This window comes from Geodermatophilus sp. SYSU D00698 (genome assembly GCF_054050335.1).
On record NZ_JBJGZD010000002.1, the window covers coordinates 248,224 to 274,532 of the forward strand.

23 protein-coding genes and 1 tRNA gene are annotated in these 26,309 nt (G+C 76.1%); 2 read left to right on the forward strand and 22 right to left on the reverse strand.

The features are described 5' to 3' along the window. Window positions 1–4 precede the first annotated feature (4 nt). From folK to dacB, 9 genes are all read right to left on the reverse strand, one after another. Window positions 5–508 carry a 2-amino-4-hydroxy-6-hydroxymethyldihydropteridine diphosphokinase gene (gene folK, locus ACI8AB_RS02960; protein ID WP_456948881.1) on the reverse strand — a complete coding sequence of 168 codons (504 nt, stop codon included), beginning with the start codon at window positions 506–508 and terminating at the stop codon, window positions 5–7. Next, on the reverse strand, window positions 505–885 hold the full coding sequence (folB, locus tag ACI8AB_RS02965; protein WP_456948882.1) for a dihydroneopterin aldolase: 381 nt from the start codon (window positions 883–885) through the stop codon (window positions 505–507). Before folB ends, folK begins: the two co-directional genes overlap by 4 nt. Further along, window positions 878–1,741, reverse strand: a complete 864-nt coding sequence (gene folP / locus ACI8AB_RS02970; protein ID WP_456948883.1) for a dihydropteroate synthase — start codon at window positions 1,739–1,741, stop codon at window positions 878–880. Before folP ends, folB begins: the two co-directional genes overlap by 8 nt. Continuing rightward, a complete protein-coding gene (gene folE, locus ACI8AB_RS02975) occupies window positions 1,738–2,355 on the reverse strand; it encodes a GTP cyclohydrolase I FolE (protein ID WP_456930044.1) in 618 nt (205 codons plus the stop codon). Before folE ends, folP begins: the two co-directional genes overlap by 4 nt. Continuing rightward, window positions 2,352–4,379 carry an ATP-dependent zinc metalloprotease FtsH gene (gene ftsH / locus ACI8AB_RS02980; RefSeq protein WP_456948884.1) on the reverse strand — a complete coding sequence of 676 codons (2,028 nt, stop codon included), beginning with the start codon at window positions 4,377–4,379 and terminating at the stop codon, window positions 2,352–2,354. Before ftsH ends, folE begins: the two co-directional genes overlap by 4 nt. 322 nt (window positions 4,380–4,701) lie before the next feature. Then, window positions 4,702–5,289: a hypoxanthine phosphoribosyltransferase gene (hpt, locus tag ACI8AB_RS02985; protein WP_456948885.1), complete on the reverse strand. Its 588-nt coding sequence runs from the start codon at window positions 5,287–5,289 to the stop codon at window positions 4,702–4,704. Further along, window positions 5,286–6,296, reverse strand: coding sequence for a tRNA lysidine(34) synthetase TilS (gene tilS / locus ACI8AB_RS02990; RefSeq protein WP_387987230.1), 1,011 nt, complete (start codon window positions 6,294–6,296; stop codon window positions 5,286–5,288). Before tilS ends, hpt begins: the two co-directional genes overlap by 4 nt. 13 nt (window positions 6,297–6,309) lie before the next feature. Then, a complete protein-coding gene (locus tag ACI8AB_RS02995; protein WP_387987233.1) occupies window positions 6,310–7,395 on the reverse strand; it encodes a zinc-dependent metalloprotease in 1,086 nt (361 codons plus the stop codon). 39 nt (window positions 7,396–7,434) lie between these two features. After that, on the reverse strand, window positions 7,435–8,853 hold the full coding sequence (gene dacB, locus ACI8AB_RS03000) for a D-alanyl-D-alanine carboxypeptidase/D-alanyl-D-alanine endopeptidase (protein WP_456948886.1): 1,419 nt from the start codon (window positions 8,851–8,853) through the stop codon (window positions 7,435–7,437). A gap of 68 nt (window positions 8,854–8,921) precedes the next feature. Here dacB and ACI8AB_RS03005 point away from each other — a divergent pair, with 68 nt between their 5' ends. Beyond that, entirely contained in the window at window positions 8,922–9,413 is a 492-nt protein-coding gene (locus ACI8AB_RS03005) for an inorganic diphosphatase (RefSeq protein ID WP_387987239.1), read from the forward strand. A gap of 121 nt (window positions 9,414–9,534) precedes the next feature. Here the strand turns inward: ACI8AB_RS03005 and ACI8AB_RS03010 are convergent, their stop codons facing one another. From ACI8AB_RS03010 to tmk, 9 genes are all read right to left on the reverse strand, one after another. After that, entirely contained in the window at window positions 9,535–10,281 is a 747-nt protein-coding gene (locus ACI8AB_RS03010; RefSeq protein ID WP_456948887.1) for an SAM-dependent methyltransferase, read from the reverse strand. A 28-nt stretch (window positions 10,282–10,309) separates the two neighbouring features. Then, window positions 10,310–10,957, reverse strand: coding sequence for a flagellar brake protein (locus ACI8AB_RS03015; RefSeq protein ID WP_456948888.1), 648 nt, complete (start codon window positions 10,955–10,957; stop codon window positions 10,310–10,312). A gap of 185 nt (window positions 10,958–11,142) precedes the next feature. After that, window positions 11,143–14,022, reverse strand: coding sequence for a putative bifunctional diguanylate cyclase/phosphodiesterase (locus ACI8AB_RS03020; RefSeq protein WP_456948889.1), 2,880 nt, complete (start codon window positions 14,020–14,022; stop codon window positions 11,143–11,145). A gap of 125 nt (window positions 14,023–14,147) precedes the next feature. Next, a complete protein-coding gene (locus ACI8AB_RS03025) occupies window positions 14,148–16,535 on the reverse strand; it encodes an ATP-binding cassette domain-containing protein (RefSeq protein WP_456948890.1) in 2,388 nt (795 codons plus the stop codon). A gap of 133 nt (window positions 16,536–16,668) precedes the next feature. Then, the gene (locus ACI8AB_RS03030) at window positions 16,669–17,079 is read right to left on the reverse strand and encodes a VOC family protein (RefSeq protein WP_456948891.1); all 411 of its coding nucleotides are present in this window, start codon (window positions 17,077–17,079) and stop codon (window positions 16,669–16,671) included. Window positions 17,080–17,084: 5 nt separating this feature from the next. After that, complete coding sequence (locus ACI8AB_RS03035) at window positions 17,085–17,531, reverse strand: helix-turn-helix transcriptional regulator (protein WP_456948892.1); 447 nt, start codon at window positions 17,529–17,531, stop codon at window positions 17,085–17,087. Between the two features lie 83 nt (window positions 17,532–17,614). Continuing rightward, window positions 17,615–17,687 (reverse strand) — tRNA-Thr (locus tag ACI8AB_RS03040). A gap of 57 nt (window positions 17,688–17,744) precedes the next feature. Continuing rightward, on the reverse strand, window positions 17,745–18,917 hold the full coding sequence (locus ACI8AB_RS03045) for a DNA polymerase III subunit delta' (RefSeq protein WP_456948893.1): 1,173 nt from the start codon (window positions 18,915–18,917) through the stop codon (window positions 17,745–17,747). Continuing rightward, on the reverse strand, window positions 18,914–19,753 hold the full coding sequence (tmk, locus tag ACI8AB_RS03050) for a dTMP kinase (RefSeq protein ID WP_456948894.1): 840 nt from the start codon (window positions 19,751–19,753) through the stop codon (window positions 18,914–18,916). The genes ACI8AB_RS03045 and tmk overlap by 4 nt, the downstream gene beginning before the upstream one ends. Here tmk and ACI8AB_RS03055 point away from each other — a divergent pair. Continuing rightward, a complete protein-coding gene (locus ACI8AB_RS03055) occupies window positions 19,661–20,455 on the forward strand; it encodes a trans-aconitate 2-methyltransferase (protein WP_456948895.1) in 795 nt (264 codons plus the stop codon). The genes tmk and ACI8AB_RS03055 overlap by 93 nt on opposite strands. Here ACI8AB_RS03055 and ACI8AB_RS03060 read toward each other — a convergent pair. The 4 genes from ACI8AB_RS03060 to ACI8AB_RS03075 all read right to left on the reverse strand — a co-directional run bounded on the left by ACI8AB_RS03060 (window position 20,442) and on the right by ACI8AB_RS03075 (window position 26,198). After that, a complete protein-coding gene (locus tag ACI8AB_RS03060; protein ID WP_456948896.1) occupies window positions 20,442–21,209 on the reverse strand; it encodes a class I SAM-dependent methyltransferase in 768 nt (255 codons plus the stop codon). The two genes, ACI8AB_RS03055 and ACI8AB_RS03060, sit on opposite strands and share 14 nt — an antisense overlap. A 2-nt stretch (window positions 21,210–21,211) precedes the next feature. Next, on the reverse strand, window positions 21,212–24,109 hold the full coding sequence (topA, locus tag ACI8AB_RS03065) for a type I DNA topoisomerase (protein ID WP_456948897.1): 2,898 nt from the start codon (window positions 24,107–24,109) through the stop codon (window positions 21,212–21,214). Window positions 24,110–24,309: 200 nt separating this feature from the next. Next, the gene (locus ACI8AB_RS03070) at window positions 24,310–25,878 is read right to left on the reverse strand and encodes an alpha/beta hydrolase (protein WP_456948898.1); all 1,569 of its coding nucleotides are present in this window, start codon (window positions 25,876–25,878) and stop codon (window positions 24,310–24,312) included. After that, window positions 25,875–26,198 (reverse strand): hypothetical protein, encoded by a 324-nt coding sequence (locus tag ACI8AB_RS03075; RefSeq protein WP_456948899.1) that lies wholly within the window; start codon window positions 26,196–26,198, stop codon window positions 25,875–25,877. The genes ACI8AB_RS03070 and ACI8AB_RS03075 overlap by 4 nt, the downstream gene beginning before the upstream one ends. Between the last annotated feature and the right edge of the window lie 111 nt (window positions 26,199–26,309).

Genomic DNA, 26,309 nt, shown 5'->3' on the forward strand with positions numbered 1-26,309 from the left:
GGCCTCAATGCAGGTGCTCCCACCGCACGACCGCGGCCACGTCCTCCGGCGGGAGCGCCGCGACGAGGTCGGCCACCCTCCCGTGCCCCGGCAGCACCGCGGTCGGGTCCAGCGACAGCCACGGGACCAGCACGAACGCCCGCTCGTGCGCCCTCGGGTGCGGCAGCGTGAGGGCCGGGTCGTCGGAGAGGACCGGGGTGCCGTCGTCGGCGGTCACCGTGACGACGTCGACGTCGAGGGTGCGCGCGCCCCACCGCACGTCGCGGGTGCGCCCGGCGGCCTGCTCCAGCTCGTGCGCGCGGGCCAGCCAGCCGGCGGCGTCGCGGTCGCCGCGGACGAACACCACCGCGTTGAGGTAGGGCGGCTGCTCGACCGGCCCCCACGGCGGCGTCTCGTACAGCGTCGAGCGGGCGACCAGGCCGTCGACCCGGAGCGCCTCGACGGCGGTGCGCAGCGCCTTCGCGCGGTCGCCGAGGTTGGCGCCGAGCGAGAGCACGGCGCGGCTCACGGCGCACGCTCGCGGCGGATGGTGACGGTGACGTCGTCGAAGGGGACGCCCAGGTCGGCCTGCGGCTTGTGCACGGTGATCTCGGCGGCCTCGACCAGCGGGTCGGCGAGGCAGACGTCGGCCAGCCGCTGGCAGAGGGTCTCGAGCAGGTCCACCGGGTCCCCGGTGAGGACGGCGTGCAGCCGCTGGGCGAGCTCGGCGTAGTTGACCGTCCTGGTCAGGTCGTCGCCGGCCGCGGCGGGTGCGGTGTCGAGCTCCAGGACGGCGTCGACGGAGAAGGTCTGCCCGTTCTCGCGCTCGAAGCCGTAGACGCCGTGGTGGGCGTGCGCGGTCAGGCCCCGGACGGCGATCCGGTCGGGGACGCGGGCGTCAGTCACGGCGGGCCTCCTCGCGGGCGCGCTGGACGGCGGCCACGGTGCGGACGGCGTCGGCCGAGCCCGCGGCGTCGTGCACCCGCACGCCCCAGGCGCCGGCCTCCGCGGCGAGGACGGTCGTGGCCAGGGTGGCGGCGTCGCGTCCCGGCGCCGGGCGCAGTGCGCCGTCGGCACCGGCGAGCAGGCGGCCGAGGAAGGACTTGCGCGAGGCGCCGACCAGCACCGGCAGGCCGAGGGACACCACCTGGGGCAGCGCGGCCAGCAGCGCCCAGTTGTGCGCGGCCTGCTTGGCGAAGCCCAGGCCGGGGTCGAGCACGAGCTGGGCGGCGTCCACGCCCGCCGACAGCGCGGCGTCGACCCGGGTGGTGAGCTCCGCGCAGACCTCGGCGACGACGTCGCCGTAGGTGGCCTGCGCGTACATCTCCCGGCTGTGGCCGCGCCAGTGCATGAGCACCCACGGGACGCCGGCGTCGGCGACGAGCACGGCCATGCCGTCGTCGGCCAGCCCGCCGCTGATGTCGTTGACCAGCACCGCCCCGGCCTCCAGCGCCGCCTCGGCGACCTCGGTGCGGGTGGTGTCGACGCTGACCCGCACGCCGCCGTCGGTGAGCTCGCGGACCACCGGGACGACGCGGCGGCGCTCCTCGGCGGCGTCCACGCGGTCGGCGCCCGGGCGGGTGGACTCGCCGCCGACGTCGACGTAGTCGGCGCCCGCCGCGGCCATCGCCAGGCCGTGCGCGACCGCGGACGCCGTGTCGGCGAAGCAGCCGCCGTCGGAGAAGGAGTCGGGCGTGACGTTGAGGACGCCCATCACCACGCACCGCCCCGGGTGCAGGAGCTCGGCGCGGCGGCCGGTCACCGGCCCAGGACGAGGCTCATCGCCTCGGCACGGGTGGCCGCGTTCTCCCGGAACATGCCGCGGACGGCCGAGGTGACCGTCGTCGACCCGGGCTTGCGGATGCCGCGCATCCCCATGCACAGGTGCTCGGCCTCGACGACGACGATCACGCCGCGCGGCTTGAGGTGCTCGGCCAGCGCGTCGGCGATCTGCCGGGTCATCCGCTCCTGCACCTGCGGGCGGCGGGCGTAGACGTCCACCAGGCGGGCCAGCTTGGACAGCCCGGTCACCCGGCCGTCGTCGCCGGGGATGTAGCCGACGTGCGCGGCGCCGTGGAACGGCACCAGGTGGTGCTCGCAGGTCGAGTACATCGGGATGTCCCGGACCAGGACCATCTCGTCGTGGTCCTCGTCGAAGACGGTGGCGAGCACCTCGCCGGGGTCCTGCCAGAGGCCGGCGAAGGTCTCGGCGTAGGCCCGGGCGACCCGGGCGGGGGTGTCCCGCAGCCCGGGCCGGTCCGGGTCCTCGCCCACCGCGAGCAGCAGCTCGCGGACGGCGGCCTCCGCCCGCGCCGAGTCGACCCGCGAGAAGTCCGGACGGACCTCGTCCTCGGCCTCTTCCGGGATCTCACTCATCTCTGGACGGGCGCGCCGACGTCACCGACCGGGTTGTTGCCGCCCTTGACCAGCCCGTTGCCGGCCGCGGTGGCCCCGTGGCCGTTCGCCTGGGCCGCCCGCTCGGCGGGGGTCAGCACCGGCGGCTGGTCCGACGGCGTGCGCTTGCCGAAGCCGTTGTAGGGAGCCAGCGACGGGCGCTTGGTGACCGGCGCGCAGATGCGGGCCATGTCGTCCTTGGAGAGGGTCTCCTTCTCGATCAGCTCGAGGACGAGCTGGTCGAGCACGGCCCGGTACTCCACGAGGATCTCCCACGCCTCGTCGTGGGCGGCCTCGATGAGGGCGCGGACCTCGGCGTCGATGTCGGCGGCGACGGCCTCGGAGTAGTCCGGCCGCGAGCCCATGTCCCGGCCGAGGAACGGCTCGGAGTCGGTGCTGCCGTACTTGACCGCGCCGAGCTTGGCGCTCATGCCGTACTGGGTGACCATCGCGCGGGCCATCGAGGTGGCCTTCTCGATGTCGTTGCCGGCACCGGTGGTCGGCTCGTGGAAGACCAGCTCCTCGGCCGCGCGCCCGCCGAGGGCGTAGGCCAGGGTGTCGATCATCTCCGACCGGGTCTGGGTGTACTTGTCCTCGGTCGGCAGGACGAGCGTGTGCCCGAGCGAGCGGCCGCGCGGCAGGATCGTCACCTTGTGCACGGGGTCCAGGTTGGGCAGCGCGTGCGCCACGAGGGCGTGCCCGCCCTCGTGGTAGGCGGTGACCTTCTTCTCCTTCTCGCTCATCGCCCGCGTCTTGCGCTCGGGGCCGGCGATGACGCGGTCGATGGCCTCCTCGACGGTGGCGTCGGTGACGACCGAGTTGCCCTGGCGGGCGGTGAGCAGCGCGGCCTCGTTGAGCACGTTGGCCAGGTCCGCGCCGGTGAAGCCGGGGGTGCGGCGGGCGACGGTCTCGAGGTCGACGTCGGGGGCGAGCGGCTTGCCCTTGGCGTGCACCTCGAGGATCCGCTTGCGGCCCTCGAGGTCGGGCCGGTCGACGGCGATCTGCCGGTCGAAGCGGCCCGGGCGCAGCAGCGCGGGGTCGAGGATGTCCGGCCGGTTGGTGGCGGCGATCATGATGACGCCGCCCTTGACGTCGAAGCCGTCCATCTCGACGAGCATCTGGTTGAGCGTCTGCTCGCGCTCGTCGTGGCCGCCGCCCATGCCGGCGCCGCGGTGCCGGCCGACGGCGTCGATCTCGTCGACGAAGATGATCGCCGGCGCGTTCTGCTTGGCCTGCTCGAACAGGTCGCGGACCCGGCTGGCGCCGACGCCGACGAACATCTCGACGAAGTCCGACCCGGAGATCGAGAAGAACGGCACGCCGGCCTCGCCGGCCACCGCGCGGGCGAGCAGCGTCTTGCCGGTGCCGGGCGGGCCGAACAGCAGCACGCCCTTGGGGATCTTGGCGCCGACGGCCTGGAACTTGACCGGGTTGGCCAGGAAGTCCTTGATCTCCTGCAGTTCCTCGATGGCCTCGTCGGCGCCGGCGACGTCGGCGAACGTCGTCTTCGGCATGTCCTTGCTGACGGTCTTGGCCTTGGACTTGCCGAAGGCCATGACGCCGCGGCCGCCGCCCTGCATGGAGTTGAACAGCCAGAACAGCAGCAGCAGGAGGATGAGGAAGGGCAGGAAGCTGATCAGGACGCTGACGAAGACGTTGTCCTGCGTGACGTTCGTGGTGAAGTCGACGCCGTCACCGGTGCGCTGGCCGTTCGCGTCGATCCCGGAGACCAGGGCGAAGACGTCGTCGGAGGCCCCGATCGGGTACGACGCGCTGATCTGGTCGTTGCCCTCGTAGGGACGGCTCAGGTCGAGGTCGAGGGTCTGTTCCTTGTCGTTGATCGTGACCGACTCGACGTTGCCGTCCTCGATCTGCTGCAGCGCGACCGAGGTGTTGACCTGCTCGTAGCTGGAGCCGCCGCCGAGGAAGGTGGACAGCCCGAGGGCCACCAGGACGACGAGGACGACCCAGAACCACACGGAGCGGAAGATCTTCTTGCGTTCCATACACCGATGCCGGGCGGCCGGGGGGCTCCGGCCTGGCCCGTCGACCCTCCTGATCGCGTCCGGTGACGCTCCGCGCGACCCGGGCGGGCACCCTGGCGCTCGGTCCAGCGTCGTTGCGGTCGACGGTACACCGGGGAGGCTGCACGTCCCCTGTGTGCGAGCTGCCCGGGTGCTGGGCTCTCCCCCGTCCTGGGGACCCCGCCCGACAGGGCGGTGTCGTGCCCGAGGGGGGCCCGGAGGGCTCCGCGACGGGTGTGGCGGTCGGGCTCGACGCGGGCCGGGGACGGCACCTGGTCGCGGTGTCGGCCGGTAGGCCGACCGATTACGTCGCGTAGACCTCGGGCTTGAGCGTCCCGATGTAGGGCAGGTCGCGGTAGCGCTCCGCGTAGTCGAGGCCGTAGCCGACGACGAACTCGTTGGGGATGTCGAACCCGACGTAGCGCACCGGCACCTCGACCTTGATCGCGTCGGGCTTGCGCAGCAGCGCGCACACCTCCAGGGAGGCGGGCCGGCGGCTGCCGAGGTTCTTGAGCAGCCAGGACAGGGTCAGCCCGGAGTCGATGATGTCCTCGAGGACGAGCACGTCCATGCCGGAGATGTCCCGGTCGAGGTCCTTGAGGATGCGCACCACCCCCGAGGAGCTGGTGGAGCTGCCGTAGGAGGAGACGGCCATGAACTCCATCTGGGTGGGCAGCCGCAGCGCCCGGGCGAAGTCGCTCATGAACAGCACCGCGCCCTTGAGGACGCCGACGAGCAGGACCTCCCGGCCCTCGTAGTCCCGCGCGATCCGGTCGGCCAGCTCGGTGATCTTGTCCTGGATCTGCTGCTCGGACAGCAGCACGTGGTCGATGTCGGGGCCGTAGCCGTGGTCGGGCCCCAGCACGACAGGGGTCGACGCGGTCTCGCTCACGGGGCCTGCTCCTCGGGGTCGGGGGCGGTTCCGGCCCTCCCGCCCCGGGAGCCGGCGGGCCGCAGCACCAGCCTGCCAGACGTCCGGAGCGCCTCCGCACCGCCCGGGAGGGCCACCGGTCCCTGCCCGCGCCACCCGGTCAGCAGCGCGTCGACGGCGGCCAGGTGCACCGCCTGCAGGTCGCCGACCCCCGCCCCGCGCAGCCAGCCGCGCAGCACCCGGCGGCGCAGCGCGGCCGGCAGCGGCGCCAGGTCCGCGACCGGCAGGCCGTCCGGGCCGGCGAGCCGGGCGAGGTGGCCGTCGGCCAGCGCGTCGAGGGCGTCGAGGTCCTCCCGCAGCAGGTCCGCCGTCCGGGCCAGGGCCGGCGCGACGCCGCCGCCGAGCACGTCCTCGAGCAGCGGCAGCACCTCGGCGCGCAGCCGCGCGCGGCGGTAGGCGGGGTCGGTGTTCCACGGGTCGTCCCACACCGGCAGGCCCAGGGCCGCGCAGGCGGCCCGGGTGGTGGCCCGGCGGACGCCGAGCAGGGGCCGCCAGAACGGCGGGCGCTCGGCCACCATCCCGGCCACCGAGCGCGGGCCCGAGCCGCGGCCCAGCCCGAGCAGCACGGTCTCGGCCTGGTCGTCGAGGGTGTGGCCGAGGGCGATCCGCGCGCCGCGCTCCCGCGCGCACCCGGTCAGGGCCGCGTACCGGGCGGCGCGGGCCGCGGCCTCGGGGCCGCCCGCGGCGCCCACCTCGACCGGGACGACCAGCACCGGGTCCAGCCCCGTCCCCCGCAGCAGGTCGGCGGTGTCCCGCGCGCGCTGCGCCGACCCCGGCTGCAGACCGTGGTCGACGGTCACCGCGCCCGCGGGCACCCCGGCGCGCGGGGCCTCGAAGGCGACCGCGGCGGCCAGCGCGAGGGAGTCCGCTCCCCCGCTGACGGCGACCAGCACCGGCTGCCCGGACGCCCGCAGGCCCGGCCGGACGGCGCTGCGGACCTGCGCGACCGGGACCGGCGGGCCGCTCACCGCGTCCCGGGGGTCAGGCGGTCACGGCCGGGCGGCCGTGCACCCGCTCGACCCACCGGGCGGGGTCGGTGAGCTCCTCGACCAGCGGCAGGGTCTCCGGCCCGGTCCACACCCGGTTGAAGCCCTCCATGCCGACGAGGTCCACGACGCCGCCGACGAAGGTCCGCCCGTCGGCGTACTGCTTCATCTTCTGCTCCAGGCCCAGCAGCCGGCGCAGCACGCGGTCGAACGGGCCGCGGCCCTTGCGGCGCTGCGCGAAGCGCTTGCGCAGCGTCCGGACCGAGGGGACGACGTCGGGGCCGACGCCGTCCATGACGAACTCGGCGTGCCCCTCGACCAGGCTCATCACCGCGGTGACCCGGTCGAGGACGGCGCGCTGCTCGGGGTCGCGCACCAGCGCCATCAGCCCCTGGGAGCCCTCGTCGCCGTCCCCGCCGCGGACGGCGTCGGCGATCCCGCGGACGAGGTCGGACATCCGGTCGCGCAGCGCGTCGGGGCTGAGGTCGGTGGCCTCGACGAACTCGGCGATCTGTGCCTCGAGGTGGTCGCGCAGCCACGGGAAGGCGGTGAACTGCAGCTGGTGGGTGACCTCGTGCAGGCACACCCACATGCGGAAGTCGGTCGGGTCCACGCCCAGCTTGCGCTCGGCGTCGACGACGTTCGGCGCCACCAGCAGCAGCCGCCCCCCGGTGCCGAACACCTCGTACTGGCCGAGGACGCGGGAGGACAGGAACGCCAGCAGCCCCCCGGCCTGGACGCCGGTGGCGCGCGAGCCGATCGCGGTGGCCAGCGGCCCGGGCCGGCTCTCCGAGCGCTCGGTGAGCGCGGTGACCAGCGGGTCCAGCAGGGCCGCCATGCCGGTGGTGTTGGCGTCGATCCAGCCGGGCCGGTCGACGACGGCGACCTCCGGCACGGGGCCGCCCGCGACCGGGTGCAGCCCGGTCAGGCCCTCGACGTGGGCCACGGCGGCCGCGGCGGCCTCGTGCAACTCGCGGACGACGGCGCCGGCCTCCTCCCGCGTGGTCGCGGGCCCGGGCCCGGCCAGCCGGCGGGCGGTGCGCCCGGCGAGCTCCCAGTCGACCAGTGCGCTGCTCGTCATCACCTCACCGTACGCGGGGAGGCCGGGCGTCGGCCCCGTTCAGCGGCACCCGCAGGAGGCGAGCGCCGCGGCCACCGCGTCCAGCGCCGCCTCCTCGGGCCCGCCGCCGCCGGTGGTGCCGTTGGCCACCAGCGCGTAGGCCAGCAGCCGGCCGTCGGCGGTGACCACCGTGCCGGCCAGGGCGTGCACGCCGAGCAGCGTGCCGGTCTTGCCGCGCACCGCGCCGGGGGCGGTGGCCGGGTCGGCGTCACCGCGGTCGGCGAGCGTGCCGTCGTAGCCGGCCACGGCCAGCCCGGAGACGACCGCCGAGGCGCCGGGCAGCGAGCCGTCGGCGGCGCCGGCGACCACGTCGGCGAGCAGGTCGGGGGTGACCAGGTCCAGCCGGGACAGCCCGCTGCCGTCGTACAGCTCGACGTCGGTGGTGTCGAGGCCGGCGTCGGCCAGCGCCCCGGTGACCGCCTCCGCCGAGCCCTCGAAGGTGGGCGGCAGGCCGCGGGCCAGGGCGACGTGGCGGGCCAGGGAGTCGGCCAGCAGGTTGTCCGACTGCGACAGCGCCTGCTCGACCAGCCGGGCGACCGGCGCCGAGCGGACGCTGCCCAGCGTCGTGGCGCCGTCGGGGGCCTCGCCGAGCTCGACGGCCGCGTCGGGCACGCCCAGCGCCTCGGCCAGCGCCCGCCCGGCGTCGGTGCCCGGCTGGCCGCTGCGGGCGTTCTCCCCCGGGACCACCCGCGCGCCGTCCACCGCGGCCGCGGTGACCGGGGCGGCGTAGCCGGAGGGCGCGTCCTCCGGTCCCCAGCCCTCCGCGGTCAGCGGCCCCTCGAACAGCGAGGTGTCGACGACGACCCGGCTCACCGTCGTGCCCGGCGGGAGCGCGGCCAGCACCTGGGCCGCGAGGTCGGCGACGGTGGCCGCCCCGGGGTAGGTGAGCGAGGGGCTGGTCGTGGACAGGGTCGGGTCGCCGCCGCCGACGAGGACGACCTCGTCCGGGGCCGACCCGGCCACGACCGTCGTCTCGAGCGTGTCGTCGGGGTCCAGGGCGGTCAGCGCCGCGACGGCGGTGAGCAGCTTGGCGGTCGAGGCCGGGGTGACCGGGTCGCCCGCGCCCTGGTCGACCAGCGTCTCCCCCGAGGCGACGTCGACCACCTCGGCGTTCACCCCGCGGGCCAGCGCCGGGACCGCCAGCAGCGGGCCCAGCTCGGCGGCGAGCACGGTGGGGTCGGGGGTCGGCGCGTCGGAGGGGAGCGCGGCGAGCACGGGCGCGGGGTCGCCGGCGTCGGGCAGCACCGCGGCGGGACCGGCGGTGGCGTCCGGGGCGTCGTCCCTGGTCAGGAACAGCACCCCGCCGGCGACCAGCGCGGCCACCAGCAGCACCGCCAGGGCGCTGACCAGCAGGCGCCGGCGCAGCCGCCGGTAGCTCGGCGTGACCGTCGTCGGACCGCTCGGCGCGATGGTGCCCACCCCCCGTACGAGACCCCGGGGCGGACCTGCGCCGGTGGGCCTGATACCGGTGGGCCACACTACGTGCCGTGCAGTTCGACGTGACGATCGAGATCCCCAAGGGCCAGCGCAACAAGTACGAGCTGGACCACGCCACCGGACGCATCCGGCTCGACCGGATGCTGTTCACCTCCACGCGGTACCCGGCCGACTACGGGTACATCGAGAACACCCTGGGTCAGGACGGCGACCCGCTCGACGCCCTCGTGCTGCTCGAGGAGCCGACCTTCCCCGGGTGCCTCATCACCTGCCGGGCCATCGGCATGTTCCGGATGACCGACGAGAAGGGCGGGGACGACAAGGTCCTCACCGTCCCGGCCACCGACCCGCGCATGGCCCACCTGCAGGACATCACCGACGTCTCGGAGTTCGACCGGCTGGAGATCCAGCACTTCTTCGAGACCTACAAGGACCTCGAGCCGGGCAAGTCGGTCGAGGGCGCCGAGTGGGTCGGCCGGGCCGAGGCCCAGGCCGAGATCGACGCCTCCATCAAGCGGGCCCAGGAGGCCGGCGGCCACTGACCGCCGCCCCCCGGGCCGTCCACCGGCCCTCCGAGCGCACGACGGACGACGCACGGCGGTGCACCCCTCCGCGGGGTGCACCGCCGTCGTCGTGCCGGCGCCGGGTGCCGCGCAGGACGACTCAGCGCCTCGTGTCGTGCAGGACGACGGTCAGGAACCCCAGCTCGCCGCGGTAGCCCTCCAGCCACTGCCGCCGGTGCGTGCGGGCGGCCTCCAGGGCCGCGGCGCGGTCCTCCCCGGTCGCCTCGGCCAGCGCCCACTCGGTGACCGCGCCGGTCCAGCACCACTCGTACTCGTCCCACTCGGCGAGCGTGGACAGGTGGCCGTAGCCGGGCTCGAAGCCGGCCCGGGTCACCTCGGCCAGCAGCCCGGGCAGGTCCGGCAGCTCGCCGGGCTCGGCGCCGAGGCCGGCCAGCGCCGCCTCACCGGGCCCGGCCTCCCAGAAGCCGTCGCCGAACAGCACCCGGCCGCCGGGGCGCAGGTGGCCGCGCACCGCGTCGAGGGTCCCGGCCGGCCCGCCGAAGACGTGCGTGGCGCCGATGCAGACGACGACGTCGAACCGCCCACCGCGCCAGGCCGCCGCGTCGGCCTCCACGAGGTCGACCCGGCCGACCAGGCCGCCGAGCGCGGCGCGGTCCCGGGCGGCGTCCAGGGCGGGGGCGGAGGTGTCCACGCCGACGCCGACGACGCCGGGGTGGGCGGCCACCAGCGGCAGCAGCCAGGCGCCGGAGCCACAGCCGAGGTCGAGCACCCGGCCGCCCTCGGGCGGGGCCAGCCGCGCGACCAGCCGGGCGAGGGCGTCGTCGGAGACGGGGGCCGCGACCGGGTGCCAGCGGTGGGCGACGGCGCTGAGGAGGGCTCTGTCCACGCCGGCAGTCTGGCGCAGCGCGCCGGGGTCAGATGAGGCCGCGGGAGCGCAGGTCGCGCAGCTCGGCGAACACCCGCCGGCGGATGAGGTCCTCGCGCTTCTCCCCCAGGCCCACGAAGCGCAGCGACAGCTCCGTGCGCTCGTCCTCGCGCGGGTGACGCCGGACGACCTCGGCCTTGGCCGACACCCGGGTGCCGTCCAGGTCCACGGTCACCGGGAGGACCGCGCCGACCTCCAGCGCCGCGCCCACCTCCCGCCTGCCGCCGAGGATGCAGCGCATGCCGCCCTCGCTGAGGTCGACGCTGGTCCCCGACAGGAGCGCGTCACCGCTGCCCAGCTCGACGGGGACCGACAGCGGGCTGCGGACCGCGGCCCGCCGCTGACCGCGCGAGGCGGGGCCGACGACCCGCAGCCGCCAGGTCGGCGCGTCGCCGGTGCGGACCTCGACCAGCTCCACCGGCAGGGAGCGCAGCTCCTCGGGCCCCCGCCAGATGAGCTCCATGCGCTCGCCCACGTCGAGGCGGACGCGGCGCCGCGAGGCGTCCTCACCGACGCTGACGACGAGCTCGCCGCCCGTCGCCTCCTCGACGAAGCTGGTCAGCACGTCGTCCCGGCTGACCGCCTTCACGTCGAGCACGGCCCTGTCCTCGGGGTAGTCGACTCCCGGCGTCCCCATCGTCGCTCTCCTCGCTCACCTGGTCACCCACGTGACGCCGTCGGACCACCCGGCACGCGGCGGCTCCTCGCGGTCACGTTCCCCACTCCCATCGGCAGCGAGGACACGGGACTCCAGTCGGGCGCGCCTCCGGCGGGTCCCCCCACCCCCGCCGGGTGAGGTGCCGGCGGGGCACGCCGACGGCCTCAGCCGGAGACGGGCACCCGCGGCCGCGGCACGTCGGCCGGCAGGACGGGGGCCCCGTGCAGCCGCTCCGCGAGCTCCCCGGCCGGGGCGGGCCGGCCGACCAGGTACCCCTGCACCCGGTCGCACCCGAGGGCGGTGAGCCGGCGGACCTGCTCGGCGGTCTCGACCCCCTCGGCGACCACGCGCAGCCCGAGACCACGGCCCAGGCCGACGACCCCGGCCACGACCGGGCCGTCGCCGTCGGTCATCCCCGCCGTGAAGGAGCGGTCGATCTTGACCTCGGTCACCGGGAGCCGGCGCAGCTGCGTCAGGGAGGACCACCCGGTGCCGAAGTCGTCGACGGACACGCCGACGCCGAGCCCGCGCAGGCGCGCGAGGTGCCCGTTGCGCACCGCGGCCTCCGACAGCACCTGGCTCTCGGTGACCTCCACCGTCAGCGCCCGGCACGGCAGCCCGGTCTCCAGCAGGACCGCCTCGACCAGGTCGGCGAAGTCGGGGGCGGCGAGCTGGAGCGGGGACACGTTGACGGCCACGTCCAGGTCGAGCCCCTCGCGCCGCCACCGCGCGACCGTGGCGCAGGCCTCGCGGAGGACGTGCGCGCCGAGGTCCCCGATCAGGCCGCCGGCCTCGGCGAGGGGGACGAACACGTCCGGGGGGACGGAGCCGAGCTCGGGGTGACGCCACCGGACCAGCGCCTCCACGGCCGCCACCCGCCCGCTGACCAGGTCGACCTGCGGCTGGTAGTGGACCTCGATCTCCCCGCGCGCCAGGGCGCCGTGCAGGTCGGTCTCCAGCCGCAGCTCGTGCGCCGAGGCGGTCCGCGTGCTGCGGCCGCCGTGCAGCCGGGCCTTGGCCCGCTGCAGGTCCTCGGCGGCCCGGGCGACGAGGTCCCGGGCCGACACCGCGGGCGCGTCCGGGGTGTCCGTCGCCGCCGCGCCGGTCACGAGGTCGACGAAGACGTCCTCCCCGGCCACGGTCACCGGGGTCGTGCAGGCGGCGGCGACCCGGTCCCCGAGTGCCGCGAGCCCCGTGGCCGCGACCCCCGGGAGGGCGACGACGAACTGGTCACCGCTGTACCGGGCCAGCACGTCCCCCTCGCGCAACACCGACCGGAGCCGGTCGGCGACCTGCCGCAGGACCTCGTCGCCGGCCTCGTGACCGAGGCTCTGGTTGACCCTGCTCAGCCGGCTGACGTCGCAGAACAGCACCGCACAGTCGGCGGACCCGTCGTCGCGCGCCACGAGCTGCCGCAGGTGCGCCTCGAACGTCTCGCGGTTCGGCAGCCCGGTGAGGGCGTCGTGCGCGGCCCGCCACTCGACCTCCCCCGCCAGCCGGCTGTTCTCCAACGCCACGCCGGCGATGCCGGCCAGGCCCCACAGGCGCTCGACGAGCGGCTCGCCGAGCACGGCGGGCGGCTCGCGGTGCACCCAGTGCGCCAGCACGACGCCGACGAACCGCTTCCCGACGGCGATCGGCACACCGGCCATGGCGCGCACACCGAACTCCTCCAGGACGCCGCGCGCCCAGGATGAGCCCGAGGCGTCGACGAGCATCGGCCGGCCGTGCCGGACGATCTCGCACAGCTCCGGGCTCTGCGAGGTGTCGGTCGCGTAGCGGGCGATGCGGTCGGCCAGCTCGCCGCTCCAGCCGCTGGCCCCCGCGACCCGGACCGACTCCCCGCCGGACTCCCACAGGGCGACCGCCGAGCGGTCGGCCGAGGAGAGCACCGGCACCGCCTCGGCGACCGCCTGGGCGATCCGCTGCACCGACGGCTGGCCGGCGAGGGACCTCGCCACGGTGAGCAGCAGGCGGGCGGTCTCCTCGTGCTCCCGGGCCTCGGCGAGCAGTGCCGACGTCCGCAGACCCACGGCGGCGTGCCGGGCGAAGGCGGCCAGCACCGCCTCGTCCTCGGGGAAGAACGCCTGCCCCGGCCACAGGACGGCGGCGAGGACGCCGTGGGTCCGGTCGGCCGTGGCCACCGGCACGGCCAGCACCTCCGCGTCCCCCACCCGCTGGAGACCGGGCTGCAGGACGGTGTCGCCGAGGTGGTCCGCGACCTGCGAGCCGAGACCCCGGGCCCGGACGTGCCGGGTCCCGTCCGGCAGGCGGACGTCGAGCAGGTGGCCGGGGGCGTGCAGCGCCCGGTCCGCGCGGGACGTGATGCGGTCTAGGGTCTGCTCGAGGTCGGCACCGCAGACCAGGTCACCGACCGCGTCCTGCAGGATCGCCAGCCGCTCGTCGGACAGCAGCGCCGCGTCCAGGTCGGTCCGGGCCGCGGGCCGCCGGCGCCACGGTCTCCGCGAGGTCCTGCGCCGCGGCACCCAGCTCACCTCGTAGACGCACTCCGGGGCGCCGTCGACCTGGCAGGTCTCGTGCCGCACCTCCGCCGCGGGGAGCCCGAAGACGACGGTCACCTGCCGGAGCATCCCGGCGTTGTAGTCGCAGTCGACCCGGTTCGGGACGTTCGGCGGCAGGACCCGCCACCCCACGCGGGCGGCGCCCGGGTCCGTGCCGAGGCAGCGGAAGACCGTGGCGGTGTCCAGCCGGGTCGACACCCGCGACACCGAGCGCAGCACGGCCTCCGGCGAGCCCAGGGCCCGGACCACCGCCCGGAACGGCGCGAGCGCCTCGTCCTGCAGTGCGGCCTCCCCGAGGCGCAGCCCGATCCGCGGGTCGCCGAGCTCGGTGGCCACCGCGTCCAGGAGCGCCGACTTGACCGCGTAGGGCACCCGGCCGTGCAGGCCCTCGAGCTCCGCCCGGCGGTCGCCCAGCCCGGACCGTGCCAGGACCCGGTCGGCCGAGCCGTCACCGCCGAGGTCGGCGGCCAGCCGCAGGACCAGTCGTGTGGTGAGTGTGGACGTGCCGGCGTCGTGGTGCATGGATCCCCCCTCCGGCGCCCTGCGGTCCCGGGCACCGACGGGAGAGGTATCGACCGCTCCTGTTCCCCTTGTGAGTCCGCGGCTCCCGGTCCCCCCTCGAAGGAGAGGGACCGGGGAGCTCCCCGTCAGGCGCCGACGTAGGCCGCGAGGTGCTCGCCGGTGAGGGTGGAGCGGGCGGCGACGAGGTCGGCGGGCGTGCCCTCGAAGACGACCCGGCCGCCGTCGTGGCCGGCCCCGGGCCCCAGGTCGACGATCCAGTCGGCGTGCGCCATGACCGCCTGGTGGTGCTCGATCACGACCACCGACCGGCCGGAGTCGACGAGCCGGTCGAGGAGGGCGAGCAGGTTCTCGACGTCGGCGAGGTGCAGGCCGGTGGTCGGCTCGTCGAGCACGTAGACGGCCCCCTCGTCGGCCATCTGGGCGGCCAGCTTGAGCCGCTGCCGCTCGCCGCCGGACAGCGTGGTGAGCGGCTGGCCGAGGGTGAGGTAGCCGAGCCCGACGTCGGCGAGCCGGTCGAGGACCCTCGCCGCGGCGGGCGTGCGGGCCTCGCCGGACCCGAAGAACTCCCGGGCCTCGGCGACCGGCATCGCCAGCACCTCGCTGATGTCCTTGCCGCCGAGGTGGTACTCGAGCACCGAGGCGTCGAACCGCCGGCCCTCGCACTGCTCGCAGGGGGTGGCGACGCCGGCCATCATCCCGAGGTCGGTGTAGACGACGCCCGCACCGTTGCAGGTGGGGCAGGCGCCCTCGGAGTTGGCGCTGAACAGCGCGGGTTTGACGCCGTTGGCCTTGGCGAACGCCTTGCGGATCGGCTCCAGCAGCCCGGTGTAGGTGGCCGGGTTGCTCCGCCGCGAGCCGCGGATCGCGGTCTGGTCGACGGTCACCACGCCCTCCCGGCCCGCCACCGACCCGTGGACCAGCGAACTCTTGCCCGACCCGGCCACCCCGGTGACGACGACGAGCACGCCGAGCGGGATGTCGACGTCGACGCCCTGCAGGTTGTGCGTGCGGGCGCCGCGGACCTCGAGCGCACCGGTCGGCGTGCGCACCGACGTCTTGAGCGCCGCCCGGTCGTCCAGGTGCCGCCCGGTCAGCGTGCCGCTGGCCCGCAGTCCCTCGACGGTGCCCTCGAACACCACCTCGCCGCCGGCGGTGCCGGCCCCGGGGCCGAGGTCGACGACGTGGTCGGCGATCGCGATCGCCTCCGGCTTGTGCTCGACGACGAGCACGGTGTTGCCCTTGTCCCGCAGCTGCCGCAGCAGGTCGTTCATCCGCTGGATGTCGTGCGGGTGCAGGCCGACGGTCGGCTCGTCGAAGACGTAGGTGACGTCGGTGAGGGCGGAGCCGAGGTGCCGGATCATCTTGGTGCGCTGGGCCTCGCCCCCGGACAGCGTGCCCGAGGGGCGGTCGAGGGAGAGGTAGCCCAGCCCGATCTCGACGAAGGAGTCCAGCGTCTCCCGCAGCGCCGTGAGCAGCGGGGCCACCGAGGCCTCGTCGAGGTCGCGGACCCACTCGGCGAGGTCGCTGATCTGCATCGCGCAGAGGTCGGCGATGCTGGCCCCGCAGATCCTCGAGGACCGGGCGGCCTCGCTGAGCCGGGAGCCGCCGCACCCGGGGCAGGTCGTGAAGGTGATCGCCCGCTCGACGAAGGCGCGGACGTGCGGCTGCAGCGCGTCGACGTCCTTGGACAGCATCGACTTCTGGATCCTGGGGACGAGGCCCTCGTAGGTGAGGTTGATCCCCTCGACCTTGATCTTGGTCGGCGCGCTGTACAGGAGCGTGTCCAGCTCCCACTCCGTGAACTGTGCGATCGGCTTGTCCATGGGCAGCCCGGCGCCGGCGAAGACGCGGCCGTACCAGCCGTCCATGCTGTAGCCGGGGACGGTCAGCGCGCCCTCGTCGAGCGACTTGCGCTCGTCGTAGAGGGCGGACAGGTCGATGTCGTTGACCCGGCCCATGCCCTCGCAGCGCGGGCACATGCCGCCGGTGATGCTGAACTCCCGGCGCTCCTTGACCTCGCGGCCGCCCCGCTCGACCTTCACCGCGCCGGCGCCGCTGATCGAGGCGACGTTGAAGGAGAACGCCTGGGGCCCGCCGACGTGCGGCTGCCCGAGCCGGCTGAACAGGATGCGCAGCATCGCGTTGGCGTCGGTGGCGGTGCCGACCGTGGAGCGCGGGTTGGCGCCCATGCGCTCCTGGTCGACGATGATCGCCGTCGTCAGGCCGTCGAGGACGTCGACGTCGGGGCGGGCCAGCGTGGGCATGAAGCCCTGCACGAAGGCGCTGTAGGTCTCGTTGATCAGCCGCTGGGACTCCGCGGCGATCGTGCCGAACACCAGCGAGCTCTTGCCCGAGCCGGAGACGCCGGTGAACACCGTGAGCCGGCGCTTGGGGAGCTCGACGCTGACGTCCTTGAGGTTGTTCTCCCGCGCGCCGTGCACGCGGATGCGGTCGTGGGAGTCGGCCGCGTGCGACCCGGACGCCTGCCGGCCGGTGCTGGTGGCGGTGCTCATCGTCTCTCCATCCGGTGGGCGCCGCCGTCGTCGGCGCGTTCGCTGTCTACCTGGTGGGGGTGACGGCCGGCACGGGGCGACGCCCGTCCGGCCGGCCCCGGGCGGGCGTCGTGCGCTCGGGACGGCGGGCGGCTCAGCCGGCCTCCTGGACGCGGACGAGGTTGCCCGCGGGGTCCCGGACGGCGAAGTCGCGGACGCCGTAGGGCTGCTCGGCCGGCTCCTGGACGACCTCGGCGTCGCCGGCCTGCAGCCGCTCGAAGGCGCCGTCGAGGTCCTTCGTGGCCAGGACGATGGAGGCGTAGGTGCCCTTGGCCATCATCTCGGTGATGGTGCGGCGCTCGTCGTCGGTGACGCCGGGGTCGGCCGCCGGCGGGTGCAGGACGATCGAGGTCGCGGGCTGGCCGGGCGGGCCCACGGTCAGCCAGCGCATCCCCCCGTACCCGACGTCGTTGCGGAGCTCGAAGCCCAGGGTGTCGCGGTAGAAGGCCAGCGAGGCCTCCGGGTCGTCGTGCGGGAGGAAGGCGTAGTGGATGGTGAGGTCCATGGCGGTCACGCTAGGGACGGCGTCCCCACCGGGGCTTCTCGATTCCTGACCGGTCGGGTGACCTGCTTGGCGACGCACGCCGGGATGCCGGCGGTGGACCCGGCCGCGAGGCGCCGGTAGGTGCTCGGCGGCATGCCGACCAGCTCGGTGAAGCGGGTGCTGAACGTGCCCAGCGACGAGCAGCCGACGGCGAAGCAGACCTCGGTGACGCTCAGGTCGCCCCGGCGCAGCAGCGCCATCGCCCGCTCGATGCGCCGGGTCATCAGGTACGAGTACGGCGACTCCCCGTAGGCGCGGCGGAACTCGCGGCTGAGGTGCCCGGCCGACACGTGCACGCCCCGGGCGAGCGCCTCGACGTCGAGCGGCTGGGCGTACTCGCGGTCGATCCGGTCGCGGACGCGGCGCAGCCGCGCGAGGTCGCGCAGGCGCTGCCCGTCGGGTCCGGTGGCCACGGGCGGATCGTGCCAGAGCGGGACCACGGTCCCCAGGGACGACGCAGCGGCCCTCCCCGGGAGGGGAGGGCCGCTGGGTGGTGAGCCGCCTGTCGGAATCGAACCGACGACCTTCTCATTACGAGTGAGATGCTCTACCGACTGAGCTAAGGCGGCGGGCGTGCGGCGTCCAGAGTACGACACCGATCCGCCGCGCCCGCGCAGGCCCGGCGGTCACGGGGTGGGCAGGCGCAGCGCCACGGTGAGCGCCTCGACGGCGACCTGCGGCTTCACGTTCTGCTCCAGCGCGGTGCGGCAGGCCAGGACGGCGTCGATCCGGCGCAGCGCGCCCTCGGCGCCGATCCGCCGGGCCAGCTCCTCGGCGTCGGCCCGCCGGTCGGGGTGCGACAGCACCGGCGAGTGCTCCCCCGCGGCGGCGAGCACCAGCGCGTCGCGGTAGAGCGCGGCGAGGTCGACCAGCGCGCGGTCCAGCGAGTCGCGGCCGAGCCGGGTGGCGCGGCTCTTCTGCCGCTTCTCGAGGTCCTTGAGCACCCCGGCACCGCCCCGGGCGGCGGCCACCCCGGGCCCCCGCGCGCCGACGCCGAGGCTCGTCTTCACGGCCTCGGTCTCCGCGTCGTCGAGGGCCGCGGTGGTCCGGTCGGACTCCTCCTTCGCCGCGCTGACCAGGTCGTCGGCGGCGGTGAGGCAGGCGGCCAGCGACACCAGCGACAGCGGGACGTCGAGCACGGCCTTGCGGGCCAGCCGCGCGTCCTCGTCGCGGGCCAGGTGCCGGGCCCGCCCGACGTGCCCGCCGGCCGCGGCCGCCGCCCAGGCCGCCAGCGCCGGGTCGATCCCGTCGCGGCGCACCAGCACGTCGGCGACCGCGTCGACCGGCGGCGTCCGCAGGCTCACGACGCGGCAGCGCGAGCGGATGGTGACCGGCACGTCCTCGGGGTGCAGGCTCGGCGCGCAGAGCAGGAAGACCGTCCGCGGGGGCGGCTCCTCGATCATCTTGAGCACGGCGTTGGAGGCCTGCTCGGTCATGCGGTCGGCGTCCTCGACGACGACGACCTGCCAGCGGCCCTGCGACGGCGCCCGCCCGGCCAGCCGGACCAGCTCGCGCGCCTCGACGACGCCGATCGACAGGCCCTCGGGGGCGACGGTCTGCACGTCGGCGTGGGTGCCGGCGAGCACCGTCCGGCAGGCGTGGCAGGTGCCGTCACCGCCGGCGGGGCACTGCAGCGCCGCGGCGAAGGCGCGCGCGGCCACCGAGCGGCCGGACCCGGGCGGCCCGGTGAACAGCCAGGCGTGGGTCATCGCCGCGGGCTGCGCGACGGCGGCCCGGAGCTCCGCGACCACCGCCGGCTGGCCGACGACCTCCGCCCAGACGCCGTCGGCCGTGCTCACGCCACCCTCCCCGGCATGAGCGCGCCGACCCGCTCGCGGACGGCCGTGGCGAGCTCGTCGGCGGGGCGCCGCGCGTCGAGCACGAGGTAGCGCCCGGGCTCGGCGGCGGCGAGGTCGAGGAAGGTGGCGCGGACCCGCTCGTGGAACTCCACCGACTCCGACTCCAGCCGGTCGGCGGCGGCGCGGCCGCGGGCGCGCGCCAGGCCCGCCTCGGGCGGCAGGTCCAGCAGCACGGTGAGGTCGGGCACCAGGCCGCCGGTGGCCCAGGCCGACAGCCGCCGGACCTCGTCGAGGGCGAGCGCCCGGCCGGCGCCCTGGTAGGCCAGCGAGCTGTCGACGTAGCGGTCGGTGACCACCACCTCGCCGGCCTCGAGCGCCGGGCGGACCACCGTGTCGACGTGGTGCGCGCGGTCGGCGGCGTAGAGCAGCGCCTCGGCGCGCGGGGACAGCCCGGCGCTGGCCGGGTCGAGCAGCAGCGCGCGGATGCGGGCGCCGGGCGGCGTGCCGCCGGGCTCGTGGGTCACCCTGGCCGGCACCTCGACCAGGCCCAGCCAGTCGAACAGCCGCCGGACCTGGGTGGACTTCCCGGCGCCCTCCCCACCCTCGAAGGCGACGAACAGGCCGCGGCCGGGCAGGCGACCAGAGGCGTCGATCGGGGGCTCCCGGGGAGTCGTGGAGGGTGGGCGTCGGCCGGTCCACGGTACCGGCCGGGGACGACGCTCCCGGGGTCCTACGGTCGGCGGGTGAGCGCCGCCTGGGACCCCGCCGTCTACCTGCGCCACGCCGGTGAGCGGGCGCGGCCGTTCGCCGACCTCGTGGCCCGGGTGGCCGCGCACGGGCCGCGTGAGGTCGTCGACCTCGGCTGCGGCACCGGGGAGCTGACCGCCTCGCTCGCGCGGCGCTGGCCCGGCGCGCGGGTGACCGGCGTCGACTCCTCCCCGGAGATGCTGGCCGCCGCGGCCGCGCACGCCGTCCCTGGGCGGGTGCGCTTCGTGCCCGGCGACGTCCGCGACTGGCGGCCGGACGGCCCGGTCGACGTCGTCGTCACCAACGCCGTCCTGCACTGGGTGCCCGGGCACGCCGACCTGCTCGCGCGGTGGACCGCCGGCCTCGCCCCGGGCGGGTGGGTGGCGCTGCAGGTGCCCGGCAACCACCGCGCCCCGACCCACCGGCTGCTCGCGGCGCTGTGCGCCGCGCCGCGGTGGGCGCCCCGCCTGGCCGCGGCCGCTCCCCCGCCCGACCCGGTGCTCGACCCGGGGGGCTACCTCGACGTCCTCACGGCGGCGGGCCTGTCCGCCGACGTCTGGGAGACCACCTACCTGCACGTGCTGCGCGGCGCCGACCCGGTGCTGGGCTGGGTGCGCAGCACGGTGCTGCGGCCGGTGCTGGCGCTGCTCGACGACGCCGCCGCCGCCGCGTTCACCGCCGAGTACGCGGCGGCGCTGCGGGCGGCCTACCCGGCGCGGCCGGACGGGACGACGGTGCTGCCCTTCCGCCGGGTGTTCGCCGTGGGATCCCGGCCGGTCAGCGCGGGGTGAGCCGGTGGGCGTCGGTGCGGTAGGGCAGCTCGAGGACGTCGCGCCCGGCCGTGTCCGGGTGGGTGGCCAGCAGGTCGCGGATGCCGCCGAGGAAGGCGGCGCGGGCGTCGGGGGCCATCGTCGCCACGTAGCTGCGGGTGCCGATGCCCCCGACGACCTGCTCGGGCGGGACCCGCTGGACGATCCGCGACCGCGCAGTGGCGACGTCGGCGGGCAGCGCCGCGGCGAACGCGGCCACGACGCCCTGGTCGGCCTCGTGGCCGCGGGCCTCGGTGGCCAGCGCGGCGCCGAGGGCGGCGACCCAGGGGACGGTCTCGTCGCGGGTGTTCCACACGAACCCGACGACGCCGCCGGGCCGCAGCACCCGGCGCAGCTCCGCCGCGGCCGGCTCCGGGTCGAACCAGTGCGCGGCCTGGCCCGCGACCACGGCGTCCACGCTCGCGTCGGGCAGCGGGATCGCCTCCGCGCCGCCGACCTGCGCCGGGACGCCGGGGTGCCGGGCCCGCAGCTGGGCGAGCATCTCCGCCGACGGGTCCACGGCGAGCACCTCGTGCCCGGCGGCGGCGAGGAGGTCGGTGAGCAGGCCGGTGCCGGCGCCCAGGTCGAGCACCCGTCGCGGCCGGTCCCCGAGCAGGAACGCCACCGCGTCGGCCGGGTAGCCCGGGCGCAGCGCGGCGTAGTCGGCGGCGACCGACCCGAACGACGTCCGCCGCTGCTGCCAGTGGGCGGGGTCGAGCGAGCCGGTCGCCGTCACGCTCAGCTCGCGGGGACGGCGTCGGACGCGGTCGCCTTCTCCGCCGCCTTCTTGGCCGCCGTCGACTTGGCCGCCTTCTTGGCGGTGGCCTTGGTAGCCGCCGTTTTCTTGGCCGCCGTCGACTTGGTCGCCGTCGACTTGGTCGCCTTCCTGGCGGCCTTCTTCTTCGTGGCGGCGGGCCGGCTGCGGCGGTCGGCGAGCAGCTCGGCGGCGCGGTCGAGGGAGATGGTCTCGACGTCGTCGCCCTTGCGCAGGCTGGCGTTGGTCTCGCCGTCGGTGACGTAGGGACCGAAGCGGCCCTCGCGGACCGTGATCCGGCCCTGGGTGACCGGGTCGGGACCGAGCTCCTTGAGCGGCGCGGCCGCGGCCCGCCGGCCCCGCTGCTTGGGCTGGGCGAACACGGCCAGCGCCTCGTCGAGGGTGACGGTGAACAGCCGCTGCTCGTCCTCCAGCGACCTCGAGTCGCTGCCCTTCTTGAGGTAGGGCCCGTACCGGCCGTTGAGCGCCTGGATCTCCTCGCCGTCGGGCGCGGCGCCCACGGTGCGGGGCAGGGTGAGCAGCTGCAGCGCCTGCTCGAGGGTCACCGTCTCCGGGGACATGGAGGCGAACAGGCTCGCCGTCCGCGGGCTGTCCTTGCTGCCCTCGGGGACCACGGTGGTGACGTAGGGGCCGTAGCGGCCGGCCTTGACGACCACCGGGTGGCCGGACTCGGGGTCGGTGCCCAGCTGCCGGTCGCTGGAGGGCGCGGCGAGCAGCTCGGCGACCTTCTCGCTGGTCAGCTCGTCGGGCGGCAGGTCCTCGGGGAGGCTGACCCGCGGGCCGTCCTCGCCGCCGGCCTGCAGGTAGGGGCCGTAGCGGCCGACGCGGACCACGACCGGCTCGCCGGCCGGCCCGGTCGCCCGCAGCGGGATCGAGTTGACGCCGCGGGCGTCGATCTCCTCCAGTTGCTGGCCGATGACCTGCTTGAGCCCGCCGGAGGCCGCGATGCCGCCGGCGTGCCGGCCCTCGCCGCCGAAGTAGAACTCGGTCAGCCAGTCGACCCGGCCGAGCTCACCGGCGGCGATCTCGTCGAGCTCGTTCTCCAGCGACGCGGTGAAGTCGTAGTCGACCAGCGCGGCGAAGTGCTGCTCGAGCAGGTTGACCACCGCGAAGGCGGTGAAGGAGGGGACCAGCGCGGAGCCCTTCTTCCACACGTAGCCGCGGTCCTGGATCGTCTGCATGATCGACGCGTAGGTCGAGGGACGGCCGATGCCCAGCTCCTCGAGCCGGGCGACCAGGCTGGGCTCGGTGTAGCGCGACGGCGGGGTCGTCGTGTGGCCCTTGGGCTCCAGCGACTGCGTGTCGAGCGGCTGGCCGCGCTCGACCCGGGGCAGCCGCCGCTCGGCGTCGTCGCTGCCGTGCTCGTCGTCGCCGGTCGCGGCGCCCTCGTCGCGGGACTCGACGTAGGCGCGCAGGAACCCGGGGAAGGTGATCGTGCGGCCGCTGGCGGTGAACTCGACCCGCTCGTCGGTGGTGCTGCGGCCGGCCAGCCGGATGCTCACGGTCTGCCCGACGGCGTCGGCCATCTGCGAGGCGACGGTGCGCTGCCAGATGAGCTCGTAGAGGCGGAACTCGTCGCGGGCGAGCTGCCCGGCGAGCTGGCCGGGGGTGCGGAAGGAGTCGCCGGCGGGGCGGATCGCCTCGTGCGCCTCCTGCGCGCCCTTGGCCTTCTTGCTGTAGCGGCGGGCCTCGGCGGGGACGTAGGCGTCGCCGTAGAGCTCGCGGGCCTGGGTGCGGGCGGCGTTGATCGCCTCGTTGGAGAGGTTGGTCGAGTCGGTCCGCATGTAGGTGATGTGGCCGTTCTCGTACAGCCGCTGGGCCACCCGCATGACCTGCGCCGAGGACCAGCCGAGCTTGCGGCCGGCCTCCATCTGCAGCGTGGAGGTGGTGAACGGCGCGTAGGGGCGGCGCCGGTAGGGCTTCTCGTCGACCCGGCTGACCGTGACCTGCCGGCCCTCGAGCCGGGCGGCCAGGCCCCGGGCGCCGGCCTCGTCGAGGTGGACGACGTCGCCGGTCACCTGCCCGGTGGCGGGGTCGAAGTCGCGGCCGGTGGCCACGCGGCTGTCGTCGACGCTCACCAGGCGGGCGCGCAGCGTCGTCGGCTCGCCCGCGTCGGCGCCTGCCCGGCCGGGAACGGCGAAGACGCCGTCGAGGGACCAGTAGTCGGCGGCGGTGAACGCCATCCGCTCGCGCTCCCGCTCGACGACGATGCGGGTGGCCACCGACTGCACGCGGCCGGCCGACAGCCGGGGCAGGACCTTCTTCCAGAGGACCGGGCTGACCTCGTAGCCGTAGAGCCGGTCGAGGATGCGGCGGGTCTCCTGCGCGTCGACCAGCGCGGTGTCCAGCTCGCGGGGGTTGGCCACGGCGCGGGCGATCGCCTCGGGGGTGATCTCGTGGAAGACCATCCGGCGGACCGGGACCCGCGGCTTGAGGGTGTCGACCAGGTGCCAGGCGATGGCCTCGCCCTCGCGGTCCTCGTCCGTCGCGAGGTAGACCTCGCTGGCGTCCTTGACCAGCTGCTTGAGCCGGCTGACCTGCTGCCTGCGGTCGGGGCTGATGACGTAGAGCGGCTCGAAGGCGTTGTCGACGTCGACGCCCAGGCGGGCCCACGGGGCGCCCTTGTGCTCGGCCGGGACGTCGGCGGCGTTGCGCGGGAGGTCGCGGATGTGCCCGACGCTGGCCTCGACGACGTAGCCGTTGCCGAGGTAGCCGGCGATCTTCCCGGCCTTGGTCGGCGACTCCACGATGACCAGCGGCCGGCCGCCCCCCGCAGCAGCGGCCCGGCGGCGGGCGGGCGTGCTGGTGCCGCCGGCGGTCGTGGCGGCGGTCTGGCCGTTCTTCGCGGTCTTCGTGGGCACGGTGCTCCTGTCGGGTGGTGCTGGTCGCGGCAGCGCGGTGTGCGGTCTCGTCGTCACGCGGTGCGCCCCCTCGGCGGGCCACGGTAGGCCACGACGCCGGAACGCGACCGGCCGGCGACTGCGCGCGGGCGCGCCGTCACCGCCTCCAACGGTGCAGCGGCGCCGCTGTTCCCGGCCTCCCCCGGGTGGGTCCCGGCCGCTCAGTCGCCCTCCTGGACCCCGGCGACCACCTCCGCGATCCCCGCGAGGGTCGGCCGGCCGGGGTCGAGGTACCAGGTGTGCCAGGTGTCCCAGTCGGCCGGCAGCGGCGTCGCCCCGAAGTCGTCGTCGCCGGTGTTCGCGCCGTGGACGTCGAGCGGCCAGGTGACGAGGTCCAGGGACGGCGAGGCCTCGTGGACCTCTGCCACCTCCAGGTCCGACGCCGGGCCGTCCATCCCGGGACTGCCGAGGAGGACCACCGCGTCGGCCGCCAACCGCCCGGGCTCCTCCGCGGCGCGGTCGACCACGACGGTCCCGTAGCTGTGCGCGACGACGGTGACCCGGGGCGGCTCGCCGCCCCGGACGGGGTCGGCCGCCCGCGCCGCCGCCAGCCCGGCCAGGTCGCCGGCCAGGGCCCGCCCGCCGGTCGCCGCCCGGCCCTCACCCCACGCCGTCGGGAACGCGACGTTCCCCGGCGGGCGGTAGCCCAGCCAGGCGACCGTGGCCACCGAGGCGGCGGGGGCGGCGGCCCGGGTCGCGTCGGCGACCGCCCGCGCGTCGGCGCCCAGGCCGCCGAGGTCGTCGACGTCGTTGCCGACGCCGGGCACGTACACCCCGACGTCGTCGGCGGTGTCGAGGTCGCCGTGGACCACGGCCGCCAGGTGGTCGTCGAGGTCGAGACCCCACAGCTGCACCGGGCGGCCGGCCGCCTCCGCGCGCGCCAGTTCGGCCGCCACCGCCCGCGCGGTCTCCTCCGTGTCCCCGGACGGGTCGGCCAGCGCCCGCTCGAGCACCATCCGGTTCGCCCGGTCCCGCGCCCAGGCCGGCAGGCCGTCCAGGTTCCCGACGAGCCGGGGGTCCACCGAGGTCACCAGCTCGCGCGCCCGGGTGGACAGCCCCGCCCACCAGGCCGCCACCGCCTCCGGCGACGTCCCCCGCACCGGCAGGCACGAGGGGGTCCAGACCCCGTCCGCGGCGACGGCCGCCGCGAGGCCGGCGTGGTCCGGGGGCACGACTCCCCCGGCCCCTCCGATCCCGCCCAGCGGCGCGGCCGAGTCGGCCGCGCAGGTGGCGGCGCGGGCCGCCGCACGGAGGGCGTCGGCCGCCAGCCCGGCGACCCGCTCGGCCGCGGCGGCCTGCTCGGCGATCGCGTCGTAGTGGCCGGCCAGCGCCTCCGGCGTCGCGCCGGACGGCGGTGCGGCCGGCGTCGGGAGGACGACCCCGCCGGCCTCGTCGAGGGTCACGCCGTGGGCGGCGGCCTCGGCCAGCGCCCGCTCGGCCAGGTCCTGCGCGGTGCGCGCCTCCCGGGCGGTGTCCTGCAGCCGGTCCAGCGACGCGCCGAGGGCGGTGGTCACCGCCGTGACGACCGCGGACACCTCCCCCAGCGCTCCCGCGGCGGCCCGTCCCGCGTCGCCGGACCAGCACTCGGCGGCCTCCAGGGCTCGGGCGACCGCCTCCGTCCGGGCGCGCCACCGCGGCAGCCGCTCGGTCACCGCCTCGAGCGTCCAGACGGCGCCGTCGAGGAGGGCGACGTCCCACCCGGCGACGGGCGCGAGGCCCGGGGCGCTCACCGGGCGCCCACGGGCAGCGCCGCCCGCGCCGCCAGCAGCCGGTCGGAGACCGCGGCGTCGGCCAGCCGGTAGGACCGCACCGCGTCGAGCAGGGCGGTGGCCGCGGCGTCGGCCCCGGAGACGAGGTCGGCGACGAGCGCGGCCCACATCCGCCCGGTCGTCCCGGCCCGGTCGGACACCTCGCCCGGCGCCGCCGTCGCCAGCGAGACCGCGGTCGAGGCGCACAGGTCGGCGTCGGAGGACAGCTCGGCGGCCAGGGCGGCGAGCTCCTCACCGAGCGCCTGGACGGCGTCGAGCTGGATGGCGATGGGTACGGACAACGGCCCTCCCGGCGTCGGCGCCGGACCCGTGTGGATCCGGCGCCGCGGACGCTAGGACGGCCCTGCGGCGGGACCGGCCGCGTCGTCCCCAGCCGGCTCCCCGTCCACAGA

Bases quoted from the DNA above. Each gene is read 5' to 3' on its own strand.
- ACI8AB_RS03015 (WP_456948888.1), bottom strand. From the start codon at position 10,957: ATGGGGACGCCGGGAGTCGACTACCCCGAGGACAGGGCCGTGCTCGAC.
- ACI8AB_RS03030 (WP_456948891.1), bottom strand. From the start codon at position 17,079: ATGGACCTCACCATCCACTACGCCTTCCTCCCGCACGACGACCCGGAG.
- ACI8AB_RS03025 (WP_456948890.1), bottom strand. From the start codon at position 16,535: ATGAGCACCGCCACCAGCACCGGCCGGCAGGCGTCCGGGTCGCACGCG.
- ftsH (WP_456948884.1), bottom strand. From the start codon at position 4,379: ATGGAACGCAAGAAGATCTTCCGCTCCGTGTGGTTCTGGGTCGTCCTC.
- folE (WP_456930044.1), bottom strand. From the start codon at position 2,355: ATGAGTGAGATCCCGGAAGAGGCCGAGGACGAGGTCCGTCCGGACTTC.
- ACI8AB_RS02995 (WP_387987233.1), bottom strand. From the start codon at position 7,395: ATGACGAGCAGCGCACTGGTCGACTGGGAGCTCGCCGGGCGCACCGCC.
- ACI8AB_RS03020 (WP_456948889.1), bottom strand. From the start codon at position 14,022: ATGCACCACGACGCCGGCACGTCCACACTCACCACACGACTGGTCCTG.